The organism is Idiomarina sp. HB (assembly GCF_048059115.1).
Lineage (GTDB): Bacteria > Pseudomonadota > Gammaproteobacteria > Enterobacterales > Alteromonadaceae > Idiomarina > Idiomarina abyssalis.
On record NZ_JAYLVU010000001.1, the window covers coordinates 344085 to 363846 of the forward strand.

Below are 19762 nucleotides of genomic sequence, written 5' to 3' on the forward strand. Positions count from 1 at the left end.
TGTTGAAGCAGTTGTGTGCGGGCAAAAACTCATAGCCACTTGATTTGCTTTTCTGGGTTAAAGAAAATATTGTAGTTAACGTTTTTATAACGATTTGCTCGGACTTTTAAATAGAAGTTAAGCAAGATTAATGAGTAAAACACAGAGGAAGTGGCATGATAAAGCAGTTTATTTTTACTCTAGTTGGTCTCCTCGCTATCAGCGGCTGCGCATCCACAAAAAACACCGTTGAATACCCTAGCTTAGCAGTAACCGATAATGAGTTGGCACAGCCTAAGTGGGCTGATTTAAAAAGGTTTCCCGCAAGGTATCCCGAGCAAGCAGTTGTTAATTCGCTAGAGGGCTGCGCCACAGTTGAATACGTTATAACGCCGGATAACGAAATCAAAGACGTTGCGGTTGTCGAGTCTACTAATAGGCATTTTTCTGTGGCAGCCAAAGACGTTATTACAAACTGGAGATGGAAAGACCTTCCCAACAACCTCATTTCTGAGCCCGTTAAAACACAAACACGCTTCGATTTCTGTTTCGATAAAGCGAACCAGGCTTGCTCAACGATAGAGCCAGAGTATTCCTGCCCGGGGGAAGATATTATTTATTCACGTGGGATGAAGGTGCGTTAACTGGGAGTAAATAATGAAAGATTTAAAAGATTCTCTTTTGTTTGTAGTCGCAGTTGTTTGCTTATTAGTTTTCATCGGAGCAATAATTGACATTGTTTTTTACTGGCCAGGCACCGGCTTTGACTGGATGTTTCTTGGTAAAAATATCCTTTACGCGTTAGGCACCGGTTATTGGGTTTGGAGGCTTCTGATTATGCCTTACCGAGAACGAAAAGTGCTTAAAACAGAGAGTTATTAGGGAAGTGTTGTAATGCGTTGCATGGAATACGTCAGATTTAGACATATTAGCTAGTGAAAAACGTGCTAACGACATTCGGAGAAAAGTTGTGAGTGATTCATCTTATCAAATGCCTTTTGGTTCGCTCCTTATTCCCTGCATTATTGCCGCTATTGGAGCCCCTATATTGCTGAATCAGTTTGGTTTTGAATATAACCCAATAAGTGACGGATTTGATATTGCAAACTTTGCGATAGATATGGGCGTATTTGTAGCCATTGCTGTGATTGCTTCGTTCCTCTATCAATCAATTTTTAAGGTAGTCAAGAAAGAACACTAGGAGACTCCCATTAAATACCTCTGGATAGTGATTTTTATCATAGTTTTAGTCTGGTCGGGTATTAACCCTAAAGACCCGTTTACCTGGTTGCTTGAAGTAGCTCCGGCGGTAATTGGGGCTGTGCTGTTGGCTCTCACTTATAATTCATTTCGTTTAACGCCTCTGCTATATGCATTTATTCTGGCGCATTGTGTGGTTTTAATGGTGGGCGGACACTACACATACGCGGAAGTGCCTTTCTTCGAGGGGCTATTCGGCGCAGAGCGAAATAACTATGACAAGTTAGGTCACTTCTTTCAGGGCTTTGTGCCTGCGCTGTTGGCAAGAGAAATATTAATTCGAAAAAACATTGTGAACGGGACTGTCTGGCGCAACATTATTATTGTTTCAATATGCCTGGCCTTTAGCGCCTTTTACGAGTTACTGGAATGGTGGGTTGCCCTTGCAACCGGTGAGGATGCTGAAGCCTTTCTTGGTACTCAGGGTTACGCTTGGGATACTCAATCTGACATGGGGTTTGCTCTGATTGGTGCCATTCTCTCGTTGTTTATCTTGTCCAAGAGTCATGATAAGCAACTTAAAAGTAAATAAGGTTTCATGTGAAGTATTCGTGATGTTTTTCTAGCGAAACCTCTTTAGAGATCCTGAACTGATCTTTTAATTAGGTATATACTTCTGTATAAATAATGTTTCAACTTTGCATTGGAAGGCTATTTAAGCTTAAGGACAGGACGTTGAAAAAAGTAAGTGTTATTTTTGCGAGCACGCTATTCGTTATTTCTTGTAGCTCAAATACCCAGAGCGATAAGACAGAGACAAAATTCCTGGATCTGTCAGCTGCCGAGCACTCGGAACTTGCTGATGAGTACTGGACTATCAGCAAACATATCCCTCCTCAATACCCGGCTTCAGCCGCGCGGAATGATGTGTCCGGTTGCGTCAAAGTTGCTGTAGGTATTGGTTCAGATGGACGCGCTAAAGGGTATGAAGTTCGCTCATCTTATCCAAAGGGCGTATTTGATGACTACGCGGTTGCGGCACTTCAAAAATGGAGGTGGGAAGCAACTGAAAAAAATTCGGGGCGTACACCGATATTAAAGACCGTTCAGTTAAACTTTGCGATAAAAGAAGCCCCGGATGACCATGAATATATTGAGAATTGCTCATCTAAAAGGTAAGAAGATTAGCGTGTAAGAAACTTTTCCAATGAAGCCTGTTTGAAGGCTATAAGTGGGCTAAGAACGAATCAATCGTTTAACGACATAAGGAATTAAGTTTTGAATATTAATGCAACACTGTTAGGTCAAGTAATTTTAATCTTTATCCCAATAATAGTCATTTTAAGCTACTACCTTGGGAAAAGGAAAACACAAACACCTAAGCTGGCAACCTTAATTGGGCTTATTCTAGCTTTTATCCCGCCATTGGCGTTAATCTATGTAGCGGCATTAGTGATTAAAAATGACGTTCGGGTCTCAGAATAAAAGGTTTTTATATGAATAGAATTTTATTACTTCTCGGCGCTTTACTTTTATCGGGATGCACAAGTTCGGACATGCTTTACTATTTGACTCATCCTACCGACTCTTCCGATAAACCTTCTACGGCGGCTATCTATACAGGAGCGGCACTTATTCTGGGGGAAATGAAAGAAGAGTGCAGTTATGGTCATCCTGAAGACCAAATTAACTGCAAAAAAGAAAAGGAAGCTAGAGAGCGTAAGAAATAATGCCGACTTTAAAAAGCCAGCCTACTTTAGCCGATTTTCAGGATTATGTTACTGAGCTTGAAGCGGAACGGGGTTTTTCTGAACAAACCGTTAAAGACAAGTGCTTGCTACTCGGAGAGGAAGTGGGTGAGTTATTTAATGCTGTTAGAAAAGTTGAAGGGCTAGCGATAGATCACCAATCTGAGATCGGTGAGGTCAATGATGAACTGGCAGATGTTTTTATTTATTTATGCGCTATTGCTAACCGTTACAACGTAGATCTTGAAAAAGCTTTTCTAGCGAAAGAAGCGAAGAATAAGCAACGAACCTGGACAAAAAGTCGATGAACTTTAAGTTTTAGCGAGAAAATTAACCACAACATCCCGAAATATCGGTTTTATCACCGGCTTTTACTGCTCGAGCATCGCGAATAATGCGTATTGCAGAGCGCAGCACAATTAAAGCAATTACTGTGGCTATCAGTAAATCTGGCCATGCCATGTCTAGCTGAGCAACCAGCAGAGCAGAAGCAATTACACCCGTGTTCATGAGCATGTCATTGCGAGAACATATCCAGCTGGCGCGGATATTAATATCACCGTTTCTGGAACTGTATAAAAGCGCAAAGCAAAGCACGTTAACCACCAGCGCTAAGCCTGCCACCCATAACATCATGTTTGCATTGGGTTGGCTGCCAAAAATTAAACGTTGCAACACATCAGCCAAAACCATCAGCGCTAGGACGGTTTGTAGTGTACCGTTAAAAATTGCGGCATTGGCCTTGTATTTAATGGCTTTGCCAACTGCGTATAAACTGACCGCATAAACCAATGTATCGGCCAACATATCCAGTGAGTCAGCAATAAGGCCACTGGACTGTGCTAACCAACCGGCAATAAATTCAACGAAAAACATAACGCCGTTAAGAACCAGTACAGTCCATAACAATCGTCTTTGTGCTTTATCGATGTGTTCTTGTGCGGTGGTGCCACAGCAGGATGACATAAGGTAACTCCAGATGGGTTTGGCTGGCGCTATACTAACAAAAGAGCTTTGCAAAAGACTAGGCGGCGCGCTTTTTATTTGTTGTTGGGGCGGTCTTTCGGTATACTACTTTCCCGTCTGAATGCAATCCCAAATTTGACCTGACCAACTAGGTATCACATGGCGACAAACTATATTTTCGTAACCGGCGGAGTTGTATCCTCGCTGGGTAAAGGCATTGCTGCAGCCTCTCTGGCGGCAATTCTAGAAGCACGGGGCCTCAACGTTACCATCATGAAGCTGGACCCCTACATTAACGTAGATCCGGGTACCATGAGCCCAACTCAGCACGGTGAAGTTTTTGTCACTGTAGACGGGGCTGAGACCGATCTTGACCTGGGACACTACGAGCGTTTCATTCGCACCCGTATGACCAGCAGCAACAACTTCACCACCGGCCGTGTCTATGAAGACATTATCCGCCGTGAGCGTAAAGGTGAATTTTTAGGAGCGACCATTCAGGTCATTCCTCACATTACCAACGAAATTAAACGTCGTGTTATTGAAGGCAGTAAAGGCTTTGATATTGCCATTATTGAAATTGGCGGCACGGTAGGTGACATAGAGTCACAACCTTTCCTTGAAGCTATTCGCCAGTTGGGCACGGAAATAGGTCGTGATCACACCTTATTTATGCACCTGACTCTGGTGCCATTCTTAGGCGCTGCAGGTGAGGTGAAAACCAAGCCGACTCAGCACTCTGTGAAAGAACTGCGTTCTATTGGTATTCAGCCAGATGTATTGGTGTGTCGTTCAGATCGCTCTTTACCGGCAACAGAGCGTTCGAAAATTGCTTTGTTTACCAATGTAGAAGAGCGAGCGGTTATTGGCTTGCGCGACGTAGACAGCATTTACAAAATTCCTTCTATGTTAAAGGCCCAGAGTTTGGATGACATAGTCACCAAGCGCTTTAATTTAGATTGCCCCGAAGCCGACTTGCATGAATGGGAAGAGGTTCTGTATCAAGAATCTAATCCGAATGGTGAAGTGACCGTCGGTTTTGTCGGTAAGTACGTTGAACTGCCGGATGCCTATAAGTCGGTGAACGAAGCGCTGGCTCATGCCGGCCTTAAAAATCGTTTAACGGTAAACATTCGTTACATCGACTCTCAAGACCTAGAAACCAAAGGTACGTCTAAGCTTGAAGATGTGGACGCTATTTTGGTGCCAGGCGGTTTTGGTGATCGTGGCATAGAGGGCAAGCTTATTGCGGCGAAATACGCACGCGAGAATAACATTCCTTACTTAGGCATTTGCTTAGGCATGCAAGTGGCAATGATTGAGTTTGCCCGTAATGTTGCTGGTTTAACCGGCGCTAACAGCACTGAGTTTGATGAAAATTGCAGTGACCCGGTAGTTGGTCTTATCACGGAATGGATGGACGCTAGTGGTCAGAAAGAACTGCGCGACAAGCATTCTGACTTAGGCGGCACTATGCGTCTTGGTTCACAGGAATGTCATTTAGAAAAAGGTTCTAAAGCGCTTAAAATGTATGGCAAAGAAACCATTGAAGAGCGTCACCGCCATCGCTACGAAGTGAACAACCATTACATTGAACCGCTGGAAAAAGCAGGCTTAAAAATCACGGGTTACTCGCATGACAAGCAGTTAGTTGAGATTCTGGAAAACCCGAAACACCGTTGGTTTGTTGCGGTACAGTTCCACCCGGAATTCACTTCAACGCCGCGTGACGGGCACCCGTTATTTAAAGGCTTTATAGAAGCTGCAGGCGAATTTCATAAAGAGCGTTTGGGTTAATAACCCGGCTAATGATTAAGCATTAAACAGGATTAAAGCATGAGTAATATTGTTAAAGTTATTGGTCGCGAAATCATGGATTCCCGCGGTAACCCAACCGTTGAAGCTGACGTTTATTTAGAGTCGGGCCATATGGGCCGTGCAGCGGCACCAAGTGGCGCTTCAACCGGGTCACGTGAAGCTCTGGAGCTGCGTGACGGTGACAAGTCGCGTTACCTGGGCAAAGGTGTTGAAACGGCGGTTGCTAACATTAATGGTGCTATTGCTGAAGCATTAAGCGGTATTGATGCGACTAACCAGGACGCTGTCGACAACATTATGCTAAAGCTCGATGGTACTGATAACAAAGAAAAGCTGGGTGCTAACGCCATTCTGGCTGTTTCTCTGGCGGTGGCTAAAGCAGCGGCTTTGAGTAAAGGCATCGAGCTGTACGAACACATTGCTAACCTGAACAACACCAGCGGTAAATACAGCATGCCATTGCCAATGATGAACATCTTAAACGGCGGTGAACATGCGGATAATAACGTGGATATTCAGGAGTTCATGATCCAGCCGGTTGGCGCTGAAAGCTTCAAAGAAGGCCTGCGTATGGGCGCTGAAGTGTTCCATGCTCTGAAAAAGGTTTTGCAGAAGCGCGGTTTAAGTACGGCAGTTGGTGACGAGGGCGGCTTTGCACCCAATCTGGCGTCTAACGAAGAAGCCTTGCAAGTTATTGTCGAAGCGGTTGAAAACGCGGGCTATAAAATGGGCAGCGACATTACCCTGGCTTTGGATTGCGCGGCCTCTGAATTCTACCGTGATGGTAAATATGAATTGTCCGGTGAAGGCAAGTCCTTTACTGCGGAAGAGTTTGCCGACTACCTGGCAGAGCTTTGCGATCGTTACCCAATTATTTCTATTGAAGACGGCCTGGATGAAAGCGACTGGGACGGCTGGAAAGTCTTAACCGAAAAACTGGGCAGCAAAGTGCAGTTGGTCGGTGATGACCTGTTTGTGACCAATACGCGTATTCTGAAAGAAGGTATCGACAAGTCGATTGCTAATTCAATTTTGATTAAATTTAATCAGATTGGTAGCCTGACAGAAACCTTAGCAGCTATAGCAATGGCGCGCGAAGCGGGTTATTCGGCGGTTATTTCTCACCGTTCGGGTGAAACCGAAGACGCCACCATTGCCGATTTAGCAGTAGGCACCGCAGCGGGTCAAATTAAAACCGGTTCACTGTGTCGCTCTGACCGGGTTGCTAAGTACAACCAATTATTGCGTATAGAGGGCGATCTTAATGGCCAAGCGCCTTACCGCGGACGACAGGAAGTCAACGCTGGCTAATCAACAGGCGGACATATTTCAGCCGCTGGCACAGCAAGGCGATTTTGCCGAGCTGTGTTCAGCGCTGTATGAACGCGAATTACCTCAACTTGCGCAGGTTAATGATATGCCTGTTGCGGCTTTGCAACGTCGTTTAGCCAGTCTTCCGCACTATATTCGTCACGCCGCTCATGGTTGTCTTAACGCGGTACAACATTCGCCGTTAAAACTGGATGTTCAGAACGCCAGCTGGCAAGCCCCTCAGCCGACAAAAGTTCCTTCAGCTGGTATATCTGCTGAAGGGCAGAGCCAATGGTTTGCTAAGCATGCCGCTTTGGGGTTGGTGGTTCCGGTTCGCTATCAAACCCCTGAATTTACGACCATAATGCTGGACAGTATCGACCGGGTGGATCCTGATAAAAAGCGTCTGCACCTTAACTACCGTGGCTGGTTTGATTTTTCCGGGCAGGGTGAGCACACTCAGGATACCTTACTGAAGCCCAATAAACGCATTATGACCGCAGCCAGCTGTGGACATCAGTGGAATCATAAAGGGCGCATTAACCCACGCACTTTAACGCTGCGTGAGCTGTTATTAGTGGCTACTCTGGACTGGAAAAAGTTTCAGGTGGCATTGCGGATAGCTCGTTAAGCCAGTCTTGCCATACCGGTTGTAATCCTTTCGCTCTAATTGCCTGTGCTACCTCACTTACTGATCTGTCATCGTCTATCGAAAACTGTTCCAGCTCTTGTTGCTCGTTGGCGTAACCGCCGGGCTGCGTTTTAGATTCCGCACTGACCGAGGTCACACCTAGTCGAAACAACCCATCACGAAGCGCTTGTTGTTCGCGGGTGGAAAGGCTGAGCTCTACATCGGGAAACCGCAATCGATACGCACAAATTAACTGAACCAGTTGTTTATCAGAAATTGTTTTTGCGTTATCGACACCTCCGGCACAGGGACGTAGCCGGGGAAATGACAATGAATAACGACTGCGCCAGTAGCGTCTCCGTAGATAATCCAGGTGCATGGCGGTAAAGGTGCTGTCGATACGCCAGTCCTCCAGTCCAATCAGCGAGCCGAGGCCAATTTTATCGATACCGCATTCGCCCAGGCGGTCAGGTGTTTCAAGCCGCCAACGGAAGTCGCGTTTCTTGCCTTTTAAGTGATGCTTAGCATAGGTAGCGGCCTGGTAAGTTTCCTGATACACCATAACCGCATCCAGACCCAGCGTGCGTAATTCAGCGTATTCATGGGTAGCCAATGGCTGCACTTCAAACATGACATAGCTGAAATAGCGTTTGACAATGGGGAGCGCCTGACGAAAGTAATCAATACCTACCTTGGCTTCATGCTCGCCAGTCACTATCAGCAGGGTGTCAAAACCTTTGGCTTTTATGGCCTGACATTCCTGCTCGATTTCAGCTGGCGACAGGGTTTTGCGTTTTAAGCGGTTACTCATAGAAAAGCCGCAGTAGCTGCAATCATTAGCACAAAGGTTTGATAAATAAAGCGGAATAAACAGGTGCAGAGTGTTACCAAAGCGTTGCCGGGTCAGTTGCTGTGAGCGTTCGGCCATAAGGGGCAGATAAGGCTCCGCCGCCGGCGACAGTAAGGCCATGAAGTCGTCCGTATTCAGATGTTTTTTGCTTAAAGCGGTTTCAACGTCAGCCGCGTTTTTACTGTAAAGCTGCAGGCGGGTATCATCCCAGCTGGTCTGCTCCCAGGTAGTATAAAAGCTCATAGCGACTCCAGAAACTCCGTTAACGGGCTGGATGCGGACGCTTTTAGCGAAGCGTTTTGACTTAAGCCTGCTTCAAAGGCCTGACGCCCAACAATAACCGCATCGCGAAAGGCTTTTGACATAGCGACGGGGTCGTTTGCAGTGGCTATGGCGGTATTCACCAGCACAGCGTCTGCGCCCATTTCCATGGCTTCAACGGCGTGGCTTGGCGCGCCAATGCCCGCATCGACAATGACCGGCACCGATGCCTGCTCGATAATAATTCGTAGGAAGTCTCGAGTAACCAGGCCTTGGTTTGAACCTATGGGGGCGCCTAACGGCATAACCGCCGCGCAGCCAACTTCTTCTAAGCGTTTGCACAATACCGGATCAGCACCGCAGTAGGGCAGTACGGTAAAGCCCTCTTTTACCAAAGCTTCAGCGGCTTTTAGGGTTTCTATGGGGTCTGGCAGCAAGTAGTTAGGGTCGGGGTGTATCTCCAGTTTAAGCCAATGGGTACCTAAAGCTTCACGGGCAAGACGTGCAGCAAAAATAGCGTCTTGTGCAGTTTTGGCACCAGAGGTATTTGGCAAAAGCTGTAAACCTAAGTTTTGTATAGGCGTGACAATGTCGTCAGTGGGGCGTTCAAGTTCAACGCGCTTTAACGCCAGCGTTACTAATTCGCTAGCGGAAGCAGCAAGGGACTTCTGCATAACGTCCGCACTGCTGTATTTGCCGGAGCCTATGAGTAATCGGGAATGAAAATCGCGATCGGCTATTTTCAGCATGGTTTAACCTCCGGCCACGGCCTGAACAAGTGTAATGGTATCGTTGTTTTTAAGCTCGGTTTGTTGCCATTGTTCCCGGTGTATAATTTGTCCGTTTAAAGCGACGGCAACGGCCGAGGTATCTACGTTCTGAGCAGACAATAGCTGCGATAAATTGCTTTTCTCAGTGATCTCAAAATCTTTGTCATTAATTTGAATGCGCATTTTGACCTCCGCATACAGGGCATGAAGCGGCCCGCGGTAAATAGAGTTGTTGCCAGTTTTGTGATAGTCCATTGAAGGTGTGCAGGTAACCCCAGGCAAGCTTATGTCCGGTAAAATAATTAATTGCCTGTAGCGCCTGACTGGATCCCATAATGCCCACAACAGGAGCGGCTATACCCGCGTTACTGCAGTTCAGTGGCTCAGTAACAGCGTCGGGATAAAGGCACTGATAACAGCCGTGGGAATTCTCTGGGTTAAGCGCAATAAGTTGCCCGTTAAAGCCGCGCGCCGCGGCAGAAATGAGCGGCGTATTCACGCGGTAGCAGCTTTGGTTGATCAGGTACCGGGTCTCACGATTGTCGGTGCAGTCGAGGACTAAATCGGCTTGTTCGGCGAGCGCGTCTAGGTTTTCTTCATAGGCCTTTTCTTCAATAGCGGTGATACGAATGTCCGGGTTTAACCGCGACAAAGAATGACCAGCTTGCCGCGCCTTGGACAAGCCAATATCATCGCTGGAATAGAGTGTTTGCCGCTGTAAGTTGCTGAGGCTGACGGTGTCATGATCGACCAGTGTGATTTGCTCAACGCCCGATGACGCCAGATATTGGCTGGCAGGACAACCAAGACCACCCAATCCAATAATCAGCACATGCCTTTTCAGCAAACGCTGTTGTCCAACTTCGCCTATTTCTTTCATCAGTATGTTACTGCTGTAGCGCAGAAGTTGTTCGTTACTCAGCATGGGCAGCCTCGTTCTCTTCCTTAATTTCGGCTTCAGCGTCCATCGCAGTCAGTAACTGATGGACAGCCTGCTCGACGTCGTTCGCAGCAGTAATCGCGCTAACAACCGCTATGCCGTTAATTCCGGTAGCTTTTACGGCAGCTACGCGATCTAAAGAAATGCCACCAATAGCGACTGTCGGTATGTTAGTTGGCGCTAGTAATGCGACATAGCGGCGCAGTCGCTCCAGACCTTGGGGTTTAGACGGCATAGCCTTGGTCTGAGTTGGAAAGATATGACCCAGAGCGATGTAAGAGGGCGTGTACGCTTGAGCAATTAATAACTCGGTGTAGCTGTGAGTGGAAATGCCCAGCCGCAACCCCGCTTGCTGAATAGCGTGAAGGTTAGCTTCCGTTAAGTCTTCCTGACCTAAATGCACGCCATAAGCGCTGTGCTTAATAGCGAGTTGCCAGTGGTCATTAATAAACAACTGAGCTGAATATTGCTCCGCCAGCTGAATGCTTTTTTTAATAGCGGCTTCCAACTGAGGAGCATCTGGGTCTTTAATACGCAGCTGAAGCGTTTTAATGCCCAGTTTTAAGAGCTTTTCTATCCACTCATAAGAATCTACTACCGGATACAGTCCGGGTTCCTTGTCCAGCCTGGGAAACTGGAGGTCAACGCAGGGCAACTCCGGCGTTTTAATCCTTGGAAAATGTTTAATTTTCTGTGGCCAGTGTGTATGAGCAACAAGGCCTGGTCCGCGGCCTATACCTTTCGCCTCAATCAGGCCCTGATGGACATAGGCATTAGCGACTGTTATGGCATCCTCAAGTGGATAGTCATGTGCTAGTGCCGCGGCAATGGCAGAAGACAAGGTACAACCGGTTCCGTGGCTGTGCTTTGTTTCCAGCTTTTGCTGAATGTACTGAATATGCTCATCGGCGCTAAGGTAATAGTCAGAGATTTCATCGGAGTGACCAAACTCAGTACCAGTGATAAGGATCTGAGTTAGTCCCGCATGAAAGAGTTTTTCGGCGGCGCGACACATTGAGTTTTCATCAATAACTTCTACGCCGCTCAACCAACTGAGCTCATCCAAATTCGGTGTCATAATATCAACCAGTGGGAGCAACTCCGTACAGTGTTCCGGGAGCAGCTCTGACAGCCTATCCTGCTGAGTGCTGACAACGACCGGATCCCAAACCACGAAAGGTCGGGGAAGGGTATCAGGCCATTGCTTTAAAAAGTCAGCCACACACTGAAGCTGTTGCACATTACTAAGCAACCCAATTTTTATCGCAGCAGACGGCATGTCCTGTTGCAGGCATTCCAACTGCTGACGAATGGCGTCAGCAGCTAAAGGGAATAGCCCGGTGGTTTCAACAGAGTTTTGGGCGGTAATTGTGGTTATGACACTGCAGCCATGCACGTTCAGACTACGGAACGTGTGCAAGTCCGCCTGAATGCCTGCGCCACCGCCGCTGTCGGAACCTGCGATGGTCCATACGACAGGTACCGACATCATTCTGCTCCTTCGGTCGCCGCATCTTTTACTTTTACATCAATGCGAGTGTCCGGATTGTATTGACGCACCTCGTGAGAAATTTTCATGGAGCAGAACTTAGGACCGCACATGGAGCAAAACTGCGCGGTTTTGTTCGAATCCTGCGGCAGCGTTTCGTCGTGATAGCTGCGGGCAGTTACAGGATCCAACGCCAGGTTAAACTGATCCTCCCAGCGAAACTCAAAGCGGGCTTTTGACATAGCGTCATCCCGCGCCTGAGCACCCGGGTGACCTTTGGCTAAATCGGCGGCATGAGCAGCTATCTTGTAGGCGATCATCCCTTGTTTAACATCTTCTTTATTAGGCAGACCTAAGTGTTCTTTCGGTGTTACGTAGCAGAGCATGGCACAGCCAAAAGCGCCGATCATGGCAGCACCAATACCTGAAGTAATATGGTCGTAACCGGGGGCGATATCGGTGGTTAGCGGCCCTAAGGTATAGAACGGCGCGCCATGACAATGCTTTAACTGCTCATCCATATTTTCCTGAATTTTATGCATGGGCACATGGCCTGGGCCTTCTATCATCACCTGCACATCGTATTCCCAGGCTATTTGAGTCAACTCGCCGAGTACCCGAAGTTCTGCGAACTGAGCTTCATCGTTAGCGTCGGCTATTGATCCGGGGCGCAGGCCGTCACCTAAAGACAGTGATATGTCATATTTCGCACAAATTTTGCAGATATCCCGGAAGTGCTGGTAAAGAAAGCTCTCTTGCTGGTGCGCCATACACCATTTCGCCATAATTGAACCGCCGCGCGAAACAATGCCGGTAACCCGCTTTGCGGTCAGTTTAATGAAGTCGTGCAGTACGCCGGCGTGAATCGTAAAGTAGTCGACTCCTTGCTCAGCCTGTTCCAGCAGTACGTCTTTAAATACTGGCCAGTTCAGATCCTCGGCAATGCCATTGACGCGCTCTAGTGCCTGGTAAATGGGGACAGTACCAATAGGGACTGGACTGTTGCGTAAGATCCATTCCCGAGTTTGGTGAATATTACGGCCGGTCGATAAGTCCATAACGGTATCAGCGCCCCAGCGCGTGGCCCATACCAGCTTCTCAACTTCTTCTTCAATGGACGAACTGACCGAGGAATTACCGATATTGGCGTTCACTTTCACTAAAAAGTTGCGTCCAATGATCATTGGTTCTGATTCGGGATGATGGGTATTAACGGGTATAATTGCGCGCCCACTGGCAACTTCATCGCGAACAAACTCGGGCGTTATGGGGTTTTCCAGATGCTCCCGACCCATATTCTCGCGCAGTGCAATGAACTCCATCTCCGGAGTAACGATGCCACGCCGGGCGTAGGCCAGTTGAGTAATACCGTGATTGTTTTGTTGACTCTCGCGGTGTCGTTGCTGAATCCAGTTCTCACGAACCTTTTTCAAACCCGCTTTAACGTCAATTGTAGCGTCCGGGTCACCGTAGACACTGGAGGTATCATACACATCCACCGGTTCGTTAGGTGGTAACTTAACGCCAGGCGTGGGCTGGTGCAAAGTTTCGCTTAGATGAATGCGGCGAAAGGGCACCTGGATATCGTTAGTGCCGGACAGAAATTCACGGCTGGAATTAGGGTAATAATGCCCGGAAAGTGAGGATAAAAAAGATTCAGCCTGTTGGCGGTTTAAACGGTTATTCGATGGTGCAGTTGACATAGCATTCTCTCATTTTGTTGATGTTAGAGATGCTTGTCAGGAGTGTTGAAAGGAACACCAGCGCAGAAACGACGGTTGTGTCATGCTGGTGCTCTCTTGTTCCCTTCGCAGGTATTAGCCTGATCAGGTTCAACGGATCCCGCAATTGCGGTCTCAGCCGACTACTTACTCAATAAAGTAACCGGCACTCCGACAAGATTCTTTTTTAGTGGAACAAAATCTTAGAGCGAATGCAACCGCCGTTATTATCTAACCAGTTTAGTGACAACTTTTGCAGGCTTATCCATCGGCTGGCTTAAGCCCTCTATACGCTCAGCAATAACCCCTTGCTTATCGAGAATGGTGATCAAATTGCTGTGATCAAAATCACCGTCGGGACGTTGGCGATATCTCACTCCAAGTACTGTAGCAAGTGTTCTGATGTCCTGCTCTGAACCGTTCAGAAACAGCCAGTTGTCGTTGTTAAGCTTATATTGCTTAACGTAGTCGGCTAGTGCCTCGGGTGTATCGCGATTAGTGTCGAAGCTCACCATAACAAGCTTAACGTGCTTTTGGGTATCTTCGTCCAGCTTGCTGTATAAGCGTTTTACGTCATGAACCAACACCGGGCAGGCGGTGGTGCAACTGCCGTAAATCATCGAAATAATTACCGGTGTTCCTTCAAGCTCAGACAGTTTTAACTCATTTTTTTGATGTGTCTTCCAGGACGCATCAATTTGGTATACCGACTGGGAGTGAGACACTTCTGCCGCATTCATTGTTGTGTGATTGCTATGGTCACCGTGCTTATTGTGGTGTGAATGATCTTGCGCCATTAACTGCGCAGAGAACACCAATGAAGCCAGAGCAGTAAGTTGAAAGAATTTATTCATGGTCGTTCTCCAGGTCGTATGCGCAGCGGAATCCCATAGTGCTGGTTGCACTTTGAGGAGCGTAATCACTGCGAGACTGATAACGGAAAAATGTGGCGTAATTGGAGTTGGTGAAACTGGACATAAAGCGCGCTCCGTCGCCACAAGAACCGGAGAGCAAATCGACATCATCGCCGTTACTTAATAATAATTGATAGTCGTTCACCCATTCGTTGACGCGGTCGTGCATATGCATCAGTTGGTCTGCGTTTGGATCAACAGTTTGTTGTTTACTCGTGTGTGGCTGGCTATACCAGGCAAACAGTTTGCGTGCGTAGTCATTGTCACTAATGTTTTGCTGTTGCCGATATAGCACAGAAGCATATTCCCACTCATTAAGACTGGGCAACCGACCACCTTGAGCGGCGCAGTATTCTCGTGCGGCAAACCAGGAAACATAAGTCACAGGTTCGTTTTCTCTATCCTCTGCAATAGCGGTGTTCCCACTCCAGTGTTTCAGATAGTTTCCATCGTGGAACAGGGCAGCGATGTTATCTCGTTGCCAACGAGGGTTCTCATGTACAAATTCCAGGTAAGCTTGGTTAGTGACCGGAGTTGCATCCAGCATAAAACTGTCCATTTCAATGCTGAGGCGCTCTTTGTCCAGTAATACCGGAGGTTCGAAAGGACCACCGTTAATCAGGACTGGGTCCGCGAGCACTAACGGTGAAAACAAAACACCTGCAACTCCAAGCCACTTAACCATAACCTTTCCCCTTATTTCTCTTTACGAGGGCCGGCAATTAACGCACCAGCTGCACCACGTTCTGCATCAGCAAATTCATGATCAACCAGTTTGTAAATGCCTTCTTCCGGAACAATAAAGTCGATGGTTGCACTGTTACTGGCACCCAGCAAAACAGTTTGCATTCCGTACCACTCGTTACGCGGGTCGCCTTCGTACCACACGCGGTCAAAAATCGCTCCAATAACGTGGAAGCTTGATGTGCCGGACGGGCCTGCGTTTAATACATGTAGGCGTACCCGGTCACCTTCGTTTGCACGTAATGGGTTGTCGCTAAGAGCTGCAACATGACCATTAAAAGTAACGTGGCTTGGTTGACGATCGAGCGCTGCGCCGTGGTTGTAAATATAATTACCTTCAGCCGCTTCTTCCAAATAGTGCTCTGATTGCACCAAAACGTACTCGTGATCAACGTCTTTATCAGTTGTGTAACCGTCTTTGGGCGATACAACAACCGCACCATACTGGCCCATAGCTGTGTGCATAAGCACACTGGAAGTACCACAGTGGTACATGTAAGTACCGGCGTAGTTGGCTATCCATTCAAACTCAATAGTTTCACCCGGAGAAATGGTACGCCACTTGTCTTCCGCCGCTACTGTTCCGCTATGGAAATCCATAGAGTGTGGCATAGGATTAATCACTGGCTGATTATTCTGATAATTGTTCGCTTGTACTTGCTGGAAAAATGGTGAACCATTTTTGACCGGTTTTGTAATAGTTACTTCTTCATCAGACCGATTTTTCATTTTAAAAATGACGCGGTCGCCTTCACGTACGTGCAATACAGGACCTGGTACTGAGCCACCGAATGTCCAGGCTGAATAGCTGACGCCAGGGGCAACCTCAATTTTCTGTGAAAAAACGTCCATGCGTACGTCGTGAGTTTTGTTACCCTCATAGTCAAGCTTCGCTATGTTTGGAACCTGAGTGAGATAGTCACCCACAACGGCTGGGCCATTGTAGTCTTCACGATAAACCTTAGCTTCTGGTAAGCCATAGATTTTACCGTCAATAACATACTCACTGTCGTGCTTAAGTTTCATATCGGCAGCAGTAGCTGGAGTTGATACAGAAGCCATAGCGGCAAGCAGAGACGCACTGATAATGGATAAGCTTAGAGTTTTCATAGTGATATTTCCTTTAACAACTAATAAATAGATTTAACGTAAACTGCTAACCGCATCGGCAGTTGTTTCTTCGCTGCCTTGCACCAGTTCTGTGTTGATGTAATTAACTAACGCTGCAATATCTGCGTCTTTTAGATAACCCATGGGCGGCATTGAGCCGTTGTAGTTGGTTCCTTTGACAGTGATAGGACCTGACTTACCTTTAATGATGGTTTCAGCGATATAAGCTGGTTTGTCTTTAAGGTTTGAATTGTTAGCTAACGGAGGAAAAACGCCCTGCATACCTTTACCGTTTGGCTGATGGCAGGCTTGGCAATATTTTTTATAGACGTTCTCGCCATCGCTGGCGCTGACTGGCTGGCTTATAAATAGACCGGCAAGTGACACTGCAATGAGTGATACTTTAACGAAAGAATGAATGCTCATAATGACACCTTAGTGACTGACTTAAGATGTCCCTAGAATAGCGCTGTGGCGGGTTTTAGCTAGTGATATGAAGAGGTAAGAAAGACCTACTCCTATGGGTATAATGGGAGTAGGTCAAAAACCAAGAAAGGGGTACTAAATACTGCGTGCTTCTAATTCAATACGAGATGCAGCCCCATAAATTTTACTGGGTTCGCCATCAACTTTGGCTTCCGGAGTGGTAGTCGGCCAGAGGTTATTCAGGTTATTAATCACTTGACGAGTTTCATTGATTGCATCCTGGGCTTTATGAGCTTCTGCATCGTTAATGCGATTCAAACGATCCAACGCAATCTCTTTAAAGCCCAGGGCGTCCTGATATTCGTGTACGTTTGCAACCTCGCCGTTTTGGATGCCAACGGCGTACTCGTCGGCGGCAACCATTAACATTGATGAAATGCTTAGTATCACATCTTTAGCCAACATATTATCAATGGGCTCATTAGCGCTGATAGCATCCCGGAGTTCGTTGTAATTATTCATAACAACGTCTTTACTCTGGTCATTAATCACGCTTTCTGCCAGTGTATTCAAAGGTTCAGCGAAACCCGGTAAGCCACGGGCTTCAAAGGCTTCAGTCAGACCACTGTAAAGCTCATCGCCGGGGTGTTTCATATGGGTCTTGGCCATTTCAATGTGGCCTTGTTCATAAAGCTTCATGCCCACCCACAAGTGACCACGAATAAAACCAAGCTGCGCCAGAAAGGCGGTGTCATTCGTGTTTAGATCTATTTCCGGGGCCGCCATTTCGCCTTCTGCCATAGGGGCAGCCATAAACATTGTCGGTGCCGCACTGGGTTGCGTGAGCACCGTGGCTGATACTTGTGACGCGGCTACGGTGGTGGCAAGAACACTACCAACACCTAACCAGACTTTTTTCTTTTCAAACATAGATAAACCTTAGTAAGCTTTTTTAAAAGAGTGAACTTCTGTATATTTGCAGAAATGATAACTATTCGCAAGTTGGAAATGCAGCAGTATGATATTACAAATCAGTAATGCCATTGATAAAGAGACCATAAGCAGCGTTGTTTCCGGTCTGGATGTCAGTCAGTTTAGTGACGGTAAAAGCACGGCTGGTTGGGCGGCAAAGGATGTGAAAAACAACCAACAACTAGCCGGCAAGAAATCGCAGGCAGCCACGGAGGTATTGCTGGACAGGCTGCAGCAAAATAGCCTGGTGCAATCAGTAATGCGACCTAAGCAGGTTGCCAGGGTTTCTATCAACCGGTATCAACAGGGAGAGTATTACGGTACTCATATGGATGATTCGTTAATGAACGGCGTGAGAACGGATATTTCTTTTACCTTGGGCTTATCACCATTGTCTGACTTTGAAGGCGGAGAATTAGTTATCGAGGATACCAGTGGTGAGCGAAGCTGGCGTCTGGGGCCGGGTGATATTCTCATGTATCCAAGTCATTACCTCCATCGGGTTAATTCGGTAACAAAAGGGGAGAGGTTGGCGATGATAGGTTGGGTACAGAGCTTAGTGAAGCAGCCTTCCCACAGAGAACTGCTGTTTGATTTGGAGCAATCCCTAAAAGCAGAGTTCGATACCAATGGTAAATCTGAAAACTTTGACCGGCTGACGAAAGTATTTCATAACCTGCTAAGAGAGTGGGCTGATGTTTAATCAGCCCTTTTAGAAACATACTCAGACGAGGGTTATACCGCACAAAATCAGTAAAGCGACGTTGGCTGCCAGGCCAATCATAAAGAAATAACTGCGTGGGCTTGGGTTTTTCTCTGTAGCAATTTTGTAGTAGAGAATCATGTGAATTAAGCGCGCAATTGCGAATACCCAGATGAATAACCCAGTCCAGAAAGCGCTGGTGCCGATGAAAAAGGCAAGAAATACCGTTCCCAGCATCAATGGGTAGTTTTCCAGTGAATTCATTAAGGTGCGGTGAGCACGAAATACAAAAGATGAGTGACTGAGCGAGTCATCAATTTTTCCGGGTACAGCTCCGGGTTGTTTTGCTTTCTGACCGCTGGCGATAAGCCATTGAACCAGCAAAATGACCAGTGCAATGAGCACACCCCAATAAGCCATAGTATAAGTTTCACTTCCGTTCATGTTTTATGTCTCCTGTTTCAAATTAAGCCAGGGTATTTACCCAGCCGATAATTGCGATACCAATGATTATCATAATAAACTGCCGAACCGATGAGGCAGGGTTGTGTTGTCGCTGCAGCGTCGGGATAAGATCCGCTGCTGCAATATAAATAAAGCTTGAAGCGGAAATTGCTAATACGTAGGGAACAGCGGCGCTGACCTGGGCAAGCCAGAAATAAGCAATTAAAGCACCGGGGATGGCTGTTAATGAAGCCAGACTATTCAGTAAAAGTGCTCTTTTCCGTTCAAAGCCACTCTCCAGTAAAATAGCGAAGTCGCTGACTTCTTGCGGTATTTCATGCGCTATGATTGCGACTGCGGTGGCAATGCCTAAAGGTACAGAGGTGAGAAAAGCCGCGGCAATAACCACACCGTCGGTAAAGTTATGTACAGCGTCGCCAATAAGAATTAAGGGGCCTGCACGTTCGTGAGGGTCGCAGTCGCGGTCGCGGCAGTGGCGCCAGAGAATCAGCTTTTCTACTACGAAGAATAAAATAATACCGGCCAGTACACTGGCCGATACCTGATAACCGTCAGCTAGTTCTAAAGCGGCGGGTATCATGCCAAGAAAAGCCGCAGCTAACAGGGTACCGGTGGCAAAACTCATTAAGCTGGGCGTTAATAACTTACGCACACTGTGCGGGAAGGTCAGAAAAAGGCCGGCGCAAAAGATAGCACCTAAGCTGCCTAATAACGTAAAGCCAAGAATCCATAGCAGCATATTAT

The 19762-nt window shown here is 47.0% G+C and carries 26 protein-coding genes and 1 riboswitch; of the genes, 12 read left to right on the top strand and 14 right to left on the bottom strand.

Annotation, left to right across the window (positions count from 1 at the left end; all coding sequences use genetic code 11):
• The first annotated feature begins 155 nt into the window (after positions 1-155).
• The 8 genes from VBY75_RS01750 to VBY75_RS01785 all read left to right on the top strand — a co-directional run bounded on the left by VBY75_RS01750 (position 156) and on the right by VBY75_RS01785 (position 3235).
• Entirely contained in the window at positions 156-623 is a 468-nt protein-coding gene (locus tag VBY75_RS01750; protein WP_416510747.1) for an energy transducer TonB, read from the top strand.
• 13 nt (positions 624-636) lie between these two features.
• Positions 637-861: a hypothetical protein gene (locus VBY75_RS01755; protein WP_416510749.1), complete on the top strand. Its 225-nt coding sequence runs from the start codon at positions 637-639 to the stop codon at positions 859-861.
• A gap of 88 nt (positions 862-949) precedes the next feature.
• Positions 950-1180: a hypothetical protein gene (locus tag VBY75_RS01760; protein WP_416510751.1), complete on the top strand. Its 231-nt coding sequence runs from the start codon at positions 950-952 to the stop codon at positions 1178-1180.
• A gap of 9 nt (positions 1181-1189) precedes the next feature.
• Entirely contained in the window at positions 1190-1771 is a 582-nt protein-coding gene (locus VBY75_RS01765; RefSeq protein WP_278356099.1) for a DUF2238 domain-containing protein, read from the top strand.
• A gap of 143 nt (positions 1772-1914) precedes the next feature.
• Positions 1915-2358, top strand: a complete 444-nt coding sequence (locus VBY75_RS01770) for an energy transducer TonB (RefSeq protein WP_416510753.1) — start codon at positions 1915-1917, stop codon at positions 2356-2358.
• A 99-nt stretch (positions 2359-2457) separates the two neighbouring features.
• Complete coding sequence (locus VBY75_RS01775) at positions 2458-2664, top strand: hypothetical protein (protein ID WP_222235434.1); 207 nt, start codon at positions 2458-2460, stop codon at positions 2662-2664.
• Between the two features lie 11 nt (positions 2665-2675).
• A complete protein-coding gene (locus VBY75_RS01780) occupies positions 2676-2909 on the top strand; it encodes a hypothetical protein (protein WP_416510755.1) in 234 nt (77 codons plus the stop codon).
• Positions 2909-3235, top strand: a complete 327-nt coding sequence (locus tag VBY75_RS01785) for a MazG nucleotide pyrophosphohydrolase domain-containing protein (RefSeq protein WP_054488076.1) — start codon at positions 2909-2911, stop codon at positions 3233-3235. The genes VBY75_RS01780 and VBY75_RS01785 overlap by 1 nt, the downstream gene beginning before the upstream one ends.
• Before the next feature lie 22 nt (positions 3236-3257).
• On the opposite strand, the gene VBY75_RS01790 is transcribed toward VBY75_RS01785, so the two are convergent.
• Complete coding sequence (locus tag VBY75_RS01790; RefSeq protein ID WP_054488074.1) at positions 3258-3893, bottom strand: cation diffusion facilitator family transporter; 636 nt, start codon at positions 3891-3893, stop codon at positions 3258-3260.
• A 159-nt stretch (positions 3894-4052) separates the two neighbouring features.
• On the opposite strand from VBY75_RS01790, the gene VBY75_RS01795 reads away from it, so the two are divergent.
• Genes VBY75_RS01795 through VBY75_RS01805 form a run of 3 tightly spaced genes read left to right on the top strand, consistent with a single transcriptional unit; the run spans position 4053 to position 7653 of the window.
• On the top strand, positions 4053-5690 hold the full coding sequence (locus VBY75_RS01795; protein WP_199494951.1) for a CTP synthase: 1638 nt from the start codon (positions 4053-4055) through the stop codon (positions 5688-5690).
• Positions 5691-5729: 39 nt separating this feature from the next.
• On the top strand, positions 5730-7022 hold the full coding sequence (gene eno, locus VBY75_RS01800; RefSeq protein WP_110014058.1) for a phosphopyruvate hydratase: 1293 nt from the start codon (positions 5730-5732) through the stop codon (positions 7020-7022).
• The gene (locus VBY75_RS01805) at positions 6976-7653 is read left to right on the top strand and encodes a hypothetical protein (protein WP_222235431.1); all 678 of its coding nucleotides are present in this window, start codon (positions 6976-6978) and stop codon (positions 7651-7653) included. Before eno ends, VBY75_RS01805 begins: the two co-directional genes overlap by 47 nt.
• Here the strand turns inward: VBY75_RS01805 and thiH are convergent.
• The 11 genes from thiH to VBY75_RS01860 form a co-directional block, all read right to left on the bottom strand.
• Complete coding sequence (gene thiH / locus VBY75_RS01810; RefSeq protein ID WP_222235430.1) at positions 7604-8746, bottom strand: 2-iminoacetate synthase ThiH; 1143 nt, start codon at positions 8744-8746, stop codon at positions 7604-7606. The two genes, VBY75_RS01805 and thiH, sit on opposite strands and share 50 nt — an antisense overlap.
• Positions 8743-9513, bottom strand: a complete 771-nt coding sequence (locus VBY75_RS01815; RefSeq protein ID WP_278357877.1) for a thiazole synthase — start codon at positions 9511-9513, stop codon at positions 8743-8745. The genes thiH and VBY75_RS01815 overlap by 4 nt, the downstream gene beginning before the upstream one ends.
• Before the next feature lie 3 nt (positions 9514-9516).
• Positions 9517-9717, bottom strand: a complete 201-nt coding sequence (gene thiS / locus VBY75_RS01820) for a sulfur carrier protein ThiS (RefSeq protein WP_054488062.1) — start codon at positions 9715-9717, stop codon at positions 9517-9519.
• Complete coding sequence (locus VBY75_RS01825) at positions 9701-10459, bottom strand: HesA/MoeB/ThiF family protein (protein WP_416510760.1); 759 nt, start codon at positions 10457-10459, stop codon at positions 9701-9703. Before VBY75_RS01825 ends, thiS begins: the two co-directional genes overlap by 17 nt.
• Positions 10449-11966 carry a thiamine phosphate synthase gene (thiE, locus tag VBY75_RS01830; protein WP_416510762.1) on the bottom strand — a complete coding sequence of 506 codons (1518 nt, stop codon included), beginning with the start codon at positions 11964-11966 and terminating at the stop codon, positions 10449-10451. The genes VBY75_RS01825 and thiE overlap by 11 nt, the downstream gene beginning before the upstream one ends.
• A complete protein-coding gene (thiC, locus tag VBY75_RS01835; protein WP_199494943.1) occupies positions 11963-13666 on the bottom strand; it encodes a phosphomethylpyrimidine synthase ThiC in 1704 nt (567 codons plus the stop codon). Before thiC ends, thiE begins: the two co-directional genes overlap by 4 nt.
• Before the next feature lie 83 nt (positions 13667-13749).
• Positions 13750-13868: riboswitch (TPP riboswitch) on the bottom strand.
• 43 nt (positions 13869-13911) lie between these two features.
• Complete coding sequence (locus VBY75_RS01840) at positions 13912-14538, bottom strand: SCO family protein (protein ID WP_199494942.1); 627 nt, start codon at positions 14536-14538, stop codon at positions 13912-13914.
• The gene (locus VBY75_RS01845) at positions 14531-15283 is read right to left on the bottom strand and encodes a formylglycine-generating enzyme family protein (protein WP_416510765.1); all 753 of its coding nucleotides are present in this window, start codon (positions 15281-15283) and stop codon (positions 14531-14533) included. The genes VBY75_RS01840 and VBY75_RS01845 overlap by 8 nt, the downstream gene beginning before the upstream one ends.
• Before the next feature lie 11 nt (positions 15284-15294).
• Positions 15295-16452, bottom strand: a complete 1158-nt coding sequence (locus VBY75_RS01850; RefSeq protein WP_416510767.1) for a multicopper oxidase domain-containing protein — start codon at positions 16450-16452, stop codon at positions 15295-15297.
• A 33-nt stretch (positions 16453-16485) separates the two neighbouring features.
• On the bottom strand, positions 16486-16878 hold the full coding sequence (locus VBY75_RS01855; RefSeq protein ID WP_416510769.1) for a c-type cytochrome: 393 nt from the start codon (positions 16876-16878) through the stop codon (positions 16486-16488).
• Between the two features lie 135 nt (positions 16879-17013).
• Entirely contained in the window at positions 17014-17808 is a 795-nt protein-coding gene (locus VBY75_RS01860; protein ID WP_278356109.1) for a hypothetical protein, read from the bottom strand.
• A gap of 88 nt (positions 17809-17896) precedes the next feature.
• On the opposite strand from VBY75_RS01860, the gene VBY75_RS01865 reads away from it, so the two are divergent.
• On the top strand, positions 17897-18553 hold the full coding sequence (locus tag VBY75_RS01865; RefSeq protein ID WP_416510772.1) for a Fe2+-dependent dioxygenase: 657 nt from the start codon (positions 17897-17899) through the stop codon (positions 18551-18553).
• A gap of 21 nt (positions 18554-18574) precedes the next feature.
• On the opposite strand, the gene VBY75_RS01870 is transcribed toward VBY75_RS01865, so the two are convergent.
• Positions 18575-18997, bottom strand: a complete 423-nt coding sequence (locus VBY75_RS01870; RefSeq protein ID WP_054488036.1) for an MAPEG family protein — start codon at positions 18995-18997, stop codon at positions 18575-18577.
• Between the two features lie 22 nt (positions 18998-19019).
• Entirely contained in the window at positions 19020-19757 is a 738-nt protein-coding gene (locus VBY75_RS01875) for a ZIP family metal transporter (protein WP_199494549.1), read from the bottom strand.
• Positions 19758-19762: the final 5 nt, after the last annotated feature.

Bases quoted from the DNA above. Each gene is read 5' to 3' on its own strand.
- VBY75_RS01750 (WP_416510747.1), top strand. From the start codon at position 156: ATGATAAAGCAGTTTATTTTTACTCTAGTTGGTCTCCTCGCTATCAGC.
- VBY75_RS01845 (WP_416510765.1), bottom strand. From the start codon at position 15,283: ATGGTTAAGTGGCTTGGAGTTGCAGGTGTTTTGTTTTCACCGTTAGTG.
- VBY75_RS01875 (WP_199494549.1), bottom strand. From the start codon at position 19,757: ATGCTGCTATGGATTCTTGGCTTTACGTTATTAGGCAGCTTAGGTGCT.
- VBY75_RS01870 (WP_054488036.1), bottom strand. From the start codon at position 18,997: ATGAACGGAAGTGAAACTTATACTATGGCTTATTGGGGTGTGCTCATT.
- VBY75_RS01855 (WP_416510769.1), bottom strand. From the start codon at position 16,878: ATGAGCATTCATTCTTTCGTTAAAGTATCACTCATTGCAGTGTCACTT.
- VBY75_RS01840 (WP_199494942.1), bottom strand. From the start codon at position 14,538: ATGAATAAATTCTTTCAACTTACTGCTCTGGCTTCATTGGTGTTCTCT.
- VBY75_RS01755 (WP_416510749.1), top strand. From the start codon at position 637: ATGAAAGATTTAAAAGATTCTCTTTTGTTTGTAGTCGCAGTTGTTTGC.
- thiC (WP_199494943.1), bottom strand. From the start codon at position 13,666: ATGTCAACTGCACCATCGAATAACCGTTTAAACCGCCAACAGGCTGAA.
- VBY75_RS01860 (WP_278356109.1), bottom strand. From the start codon at position 17,808: ATGTTTGAAAAGAAAAAAGTCTGGTTAGGTGTTGGTAGTGTTCTTGCC.
- thiS (WP_054488062.1), bottom strand. From the start codon at position 9,717: ATGCGCATTCAAATTAATGACAAAGATTTTGAGATCACTGAGAAAAGC.
- eno (WP_110014058.1), top strand. From the start codon at position 5,730: ATGAGTAATATTGTTAAAGTTATTGGTCGCGAAATCATGGATTCCCGC.
- VBY75_RS01865 (WP_416510772.1), top strand. From the start codon at position 17,897: ATGATATTACAAATCAGTAATGCCATTGATAAAGAGACCATAAGCAGC.
- VBY75_RS01850 (WP_416510767.1), bottom strand. From the start codon at position 16,452: ATGAAAACTCTAAGCTTATCCATTATCAGTGCGTCTCTGCTTGCCGCT.
- VBY75_RS01785 (WP_054488076.1), top strand. From the start codon at position 2,909: ATGCCGACTTTAAAAAGCCAGCCTACTTTAGCCGATTTTCAGGATTAT.
- VBY75_RS01815 (WP_278357877.1), bottom strand. From the start codon at position 9,513: ATGCTGAAAATAGCCGATCGCGATTTTCATTCCCGATTACTCATAGGC.
- VBY75_RS01790 (WP_054488074.1), bottom strand. From the start codon at position 3,893: ATGTCATCCTGCTGTGGCACCACCGCACAAGAACACATCGATAAAGCA.
- VBY75_RS01795 (WP_199494951.1), top strand. From the start codon at position 4,053: ATGGCGACAAACTATATTTTCGTAACCGGCGGAGTTGTATCCTCGCTG.
- thiH (WP_222235430.1), bottom strand. From the start codon at position 8,746: ATGAGCTTTTATACTACCTGGGAGCAGACCAGCTGGGATGATACCCGC.
- thiE (WP_416510762.1), bottom strand. From the start codon at position 11,966: ATGATGTCGGTACCTGTCGTATGGACCATCGCAGGTTCCGACAGCGGC.
- VBY75_RS01825 (WP_416510760.1), bottom strand. From the start codon at position 10,459: ATGCTGAGTAACGAACAACTTCTGCGCTACAGCAGTAACATACTGATG.
- VBY75_RS01780 (WP_416510755.1), top strand. From the start codon at position 2,676: ATGAATAGAATTTTATTACTTCTCGGCGCTTTACTTTTATCGGGATGC.
- VBY75_RS01805 (WP_222235431.1), top strand. From the start codon at position 6,976: ATGGCCAAGCGCCTTACCGCGGACGACAGGAAGTCAACGCTGGCTAAT.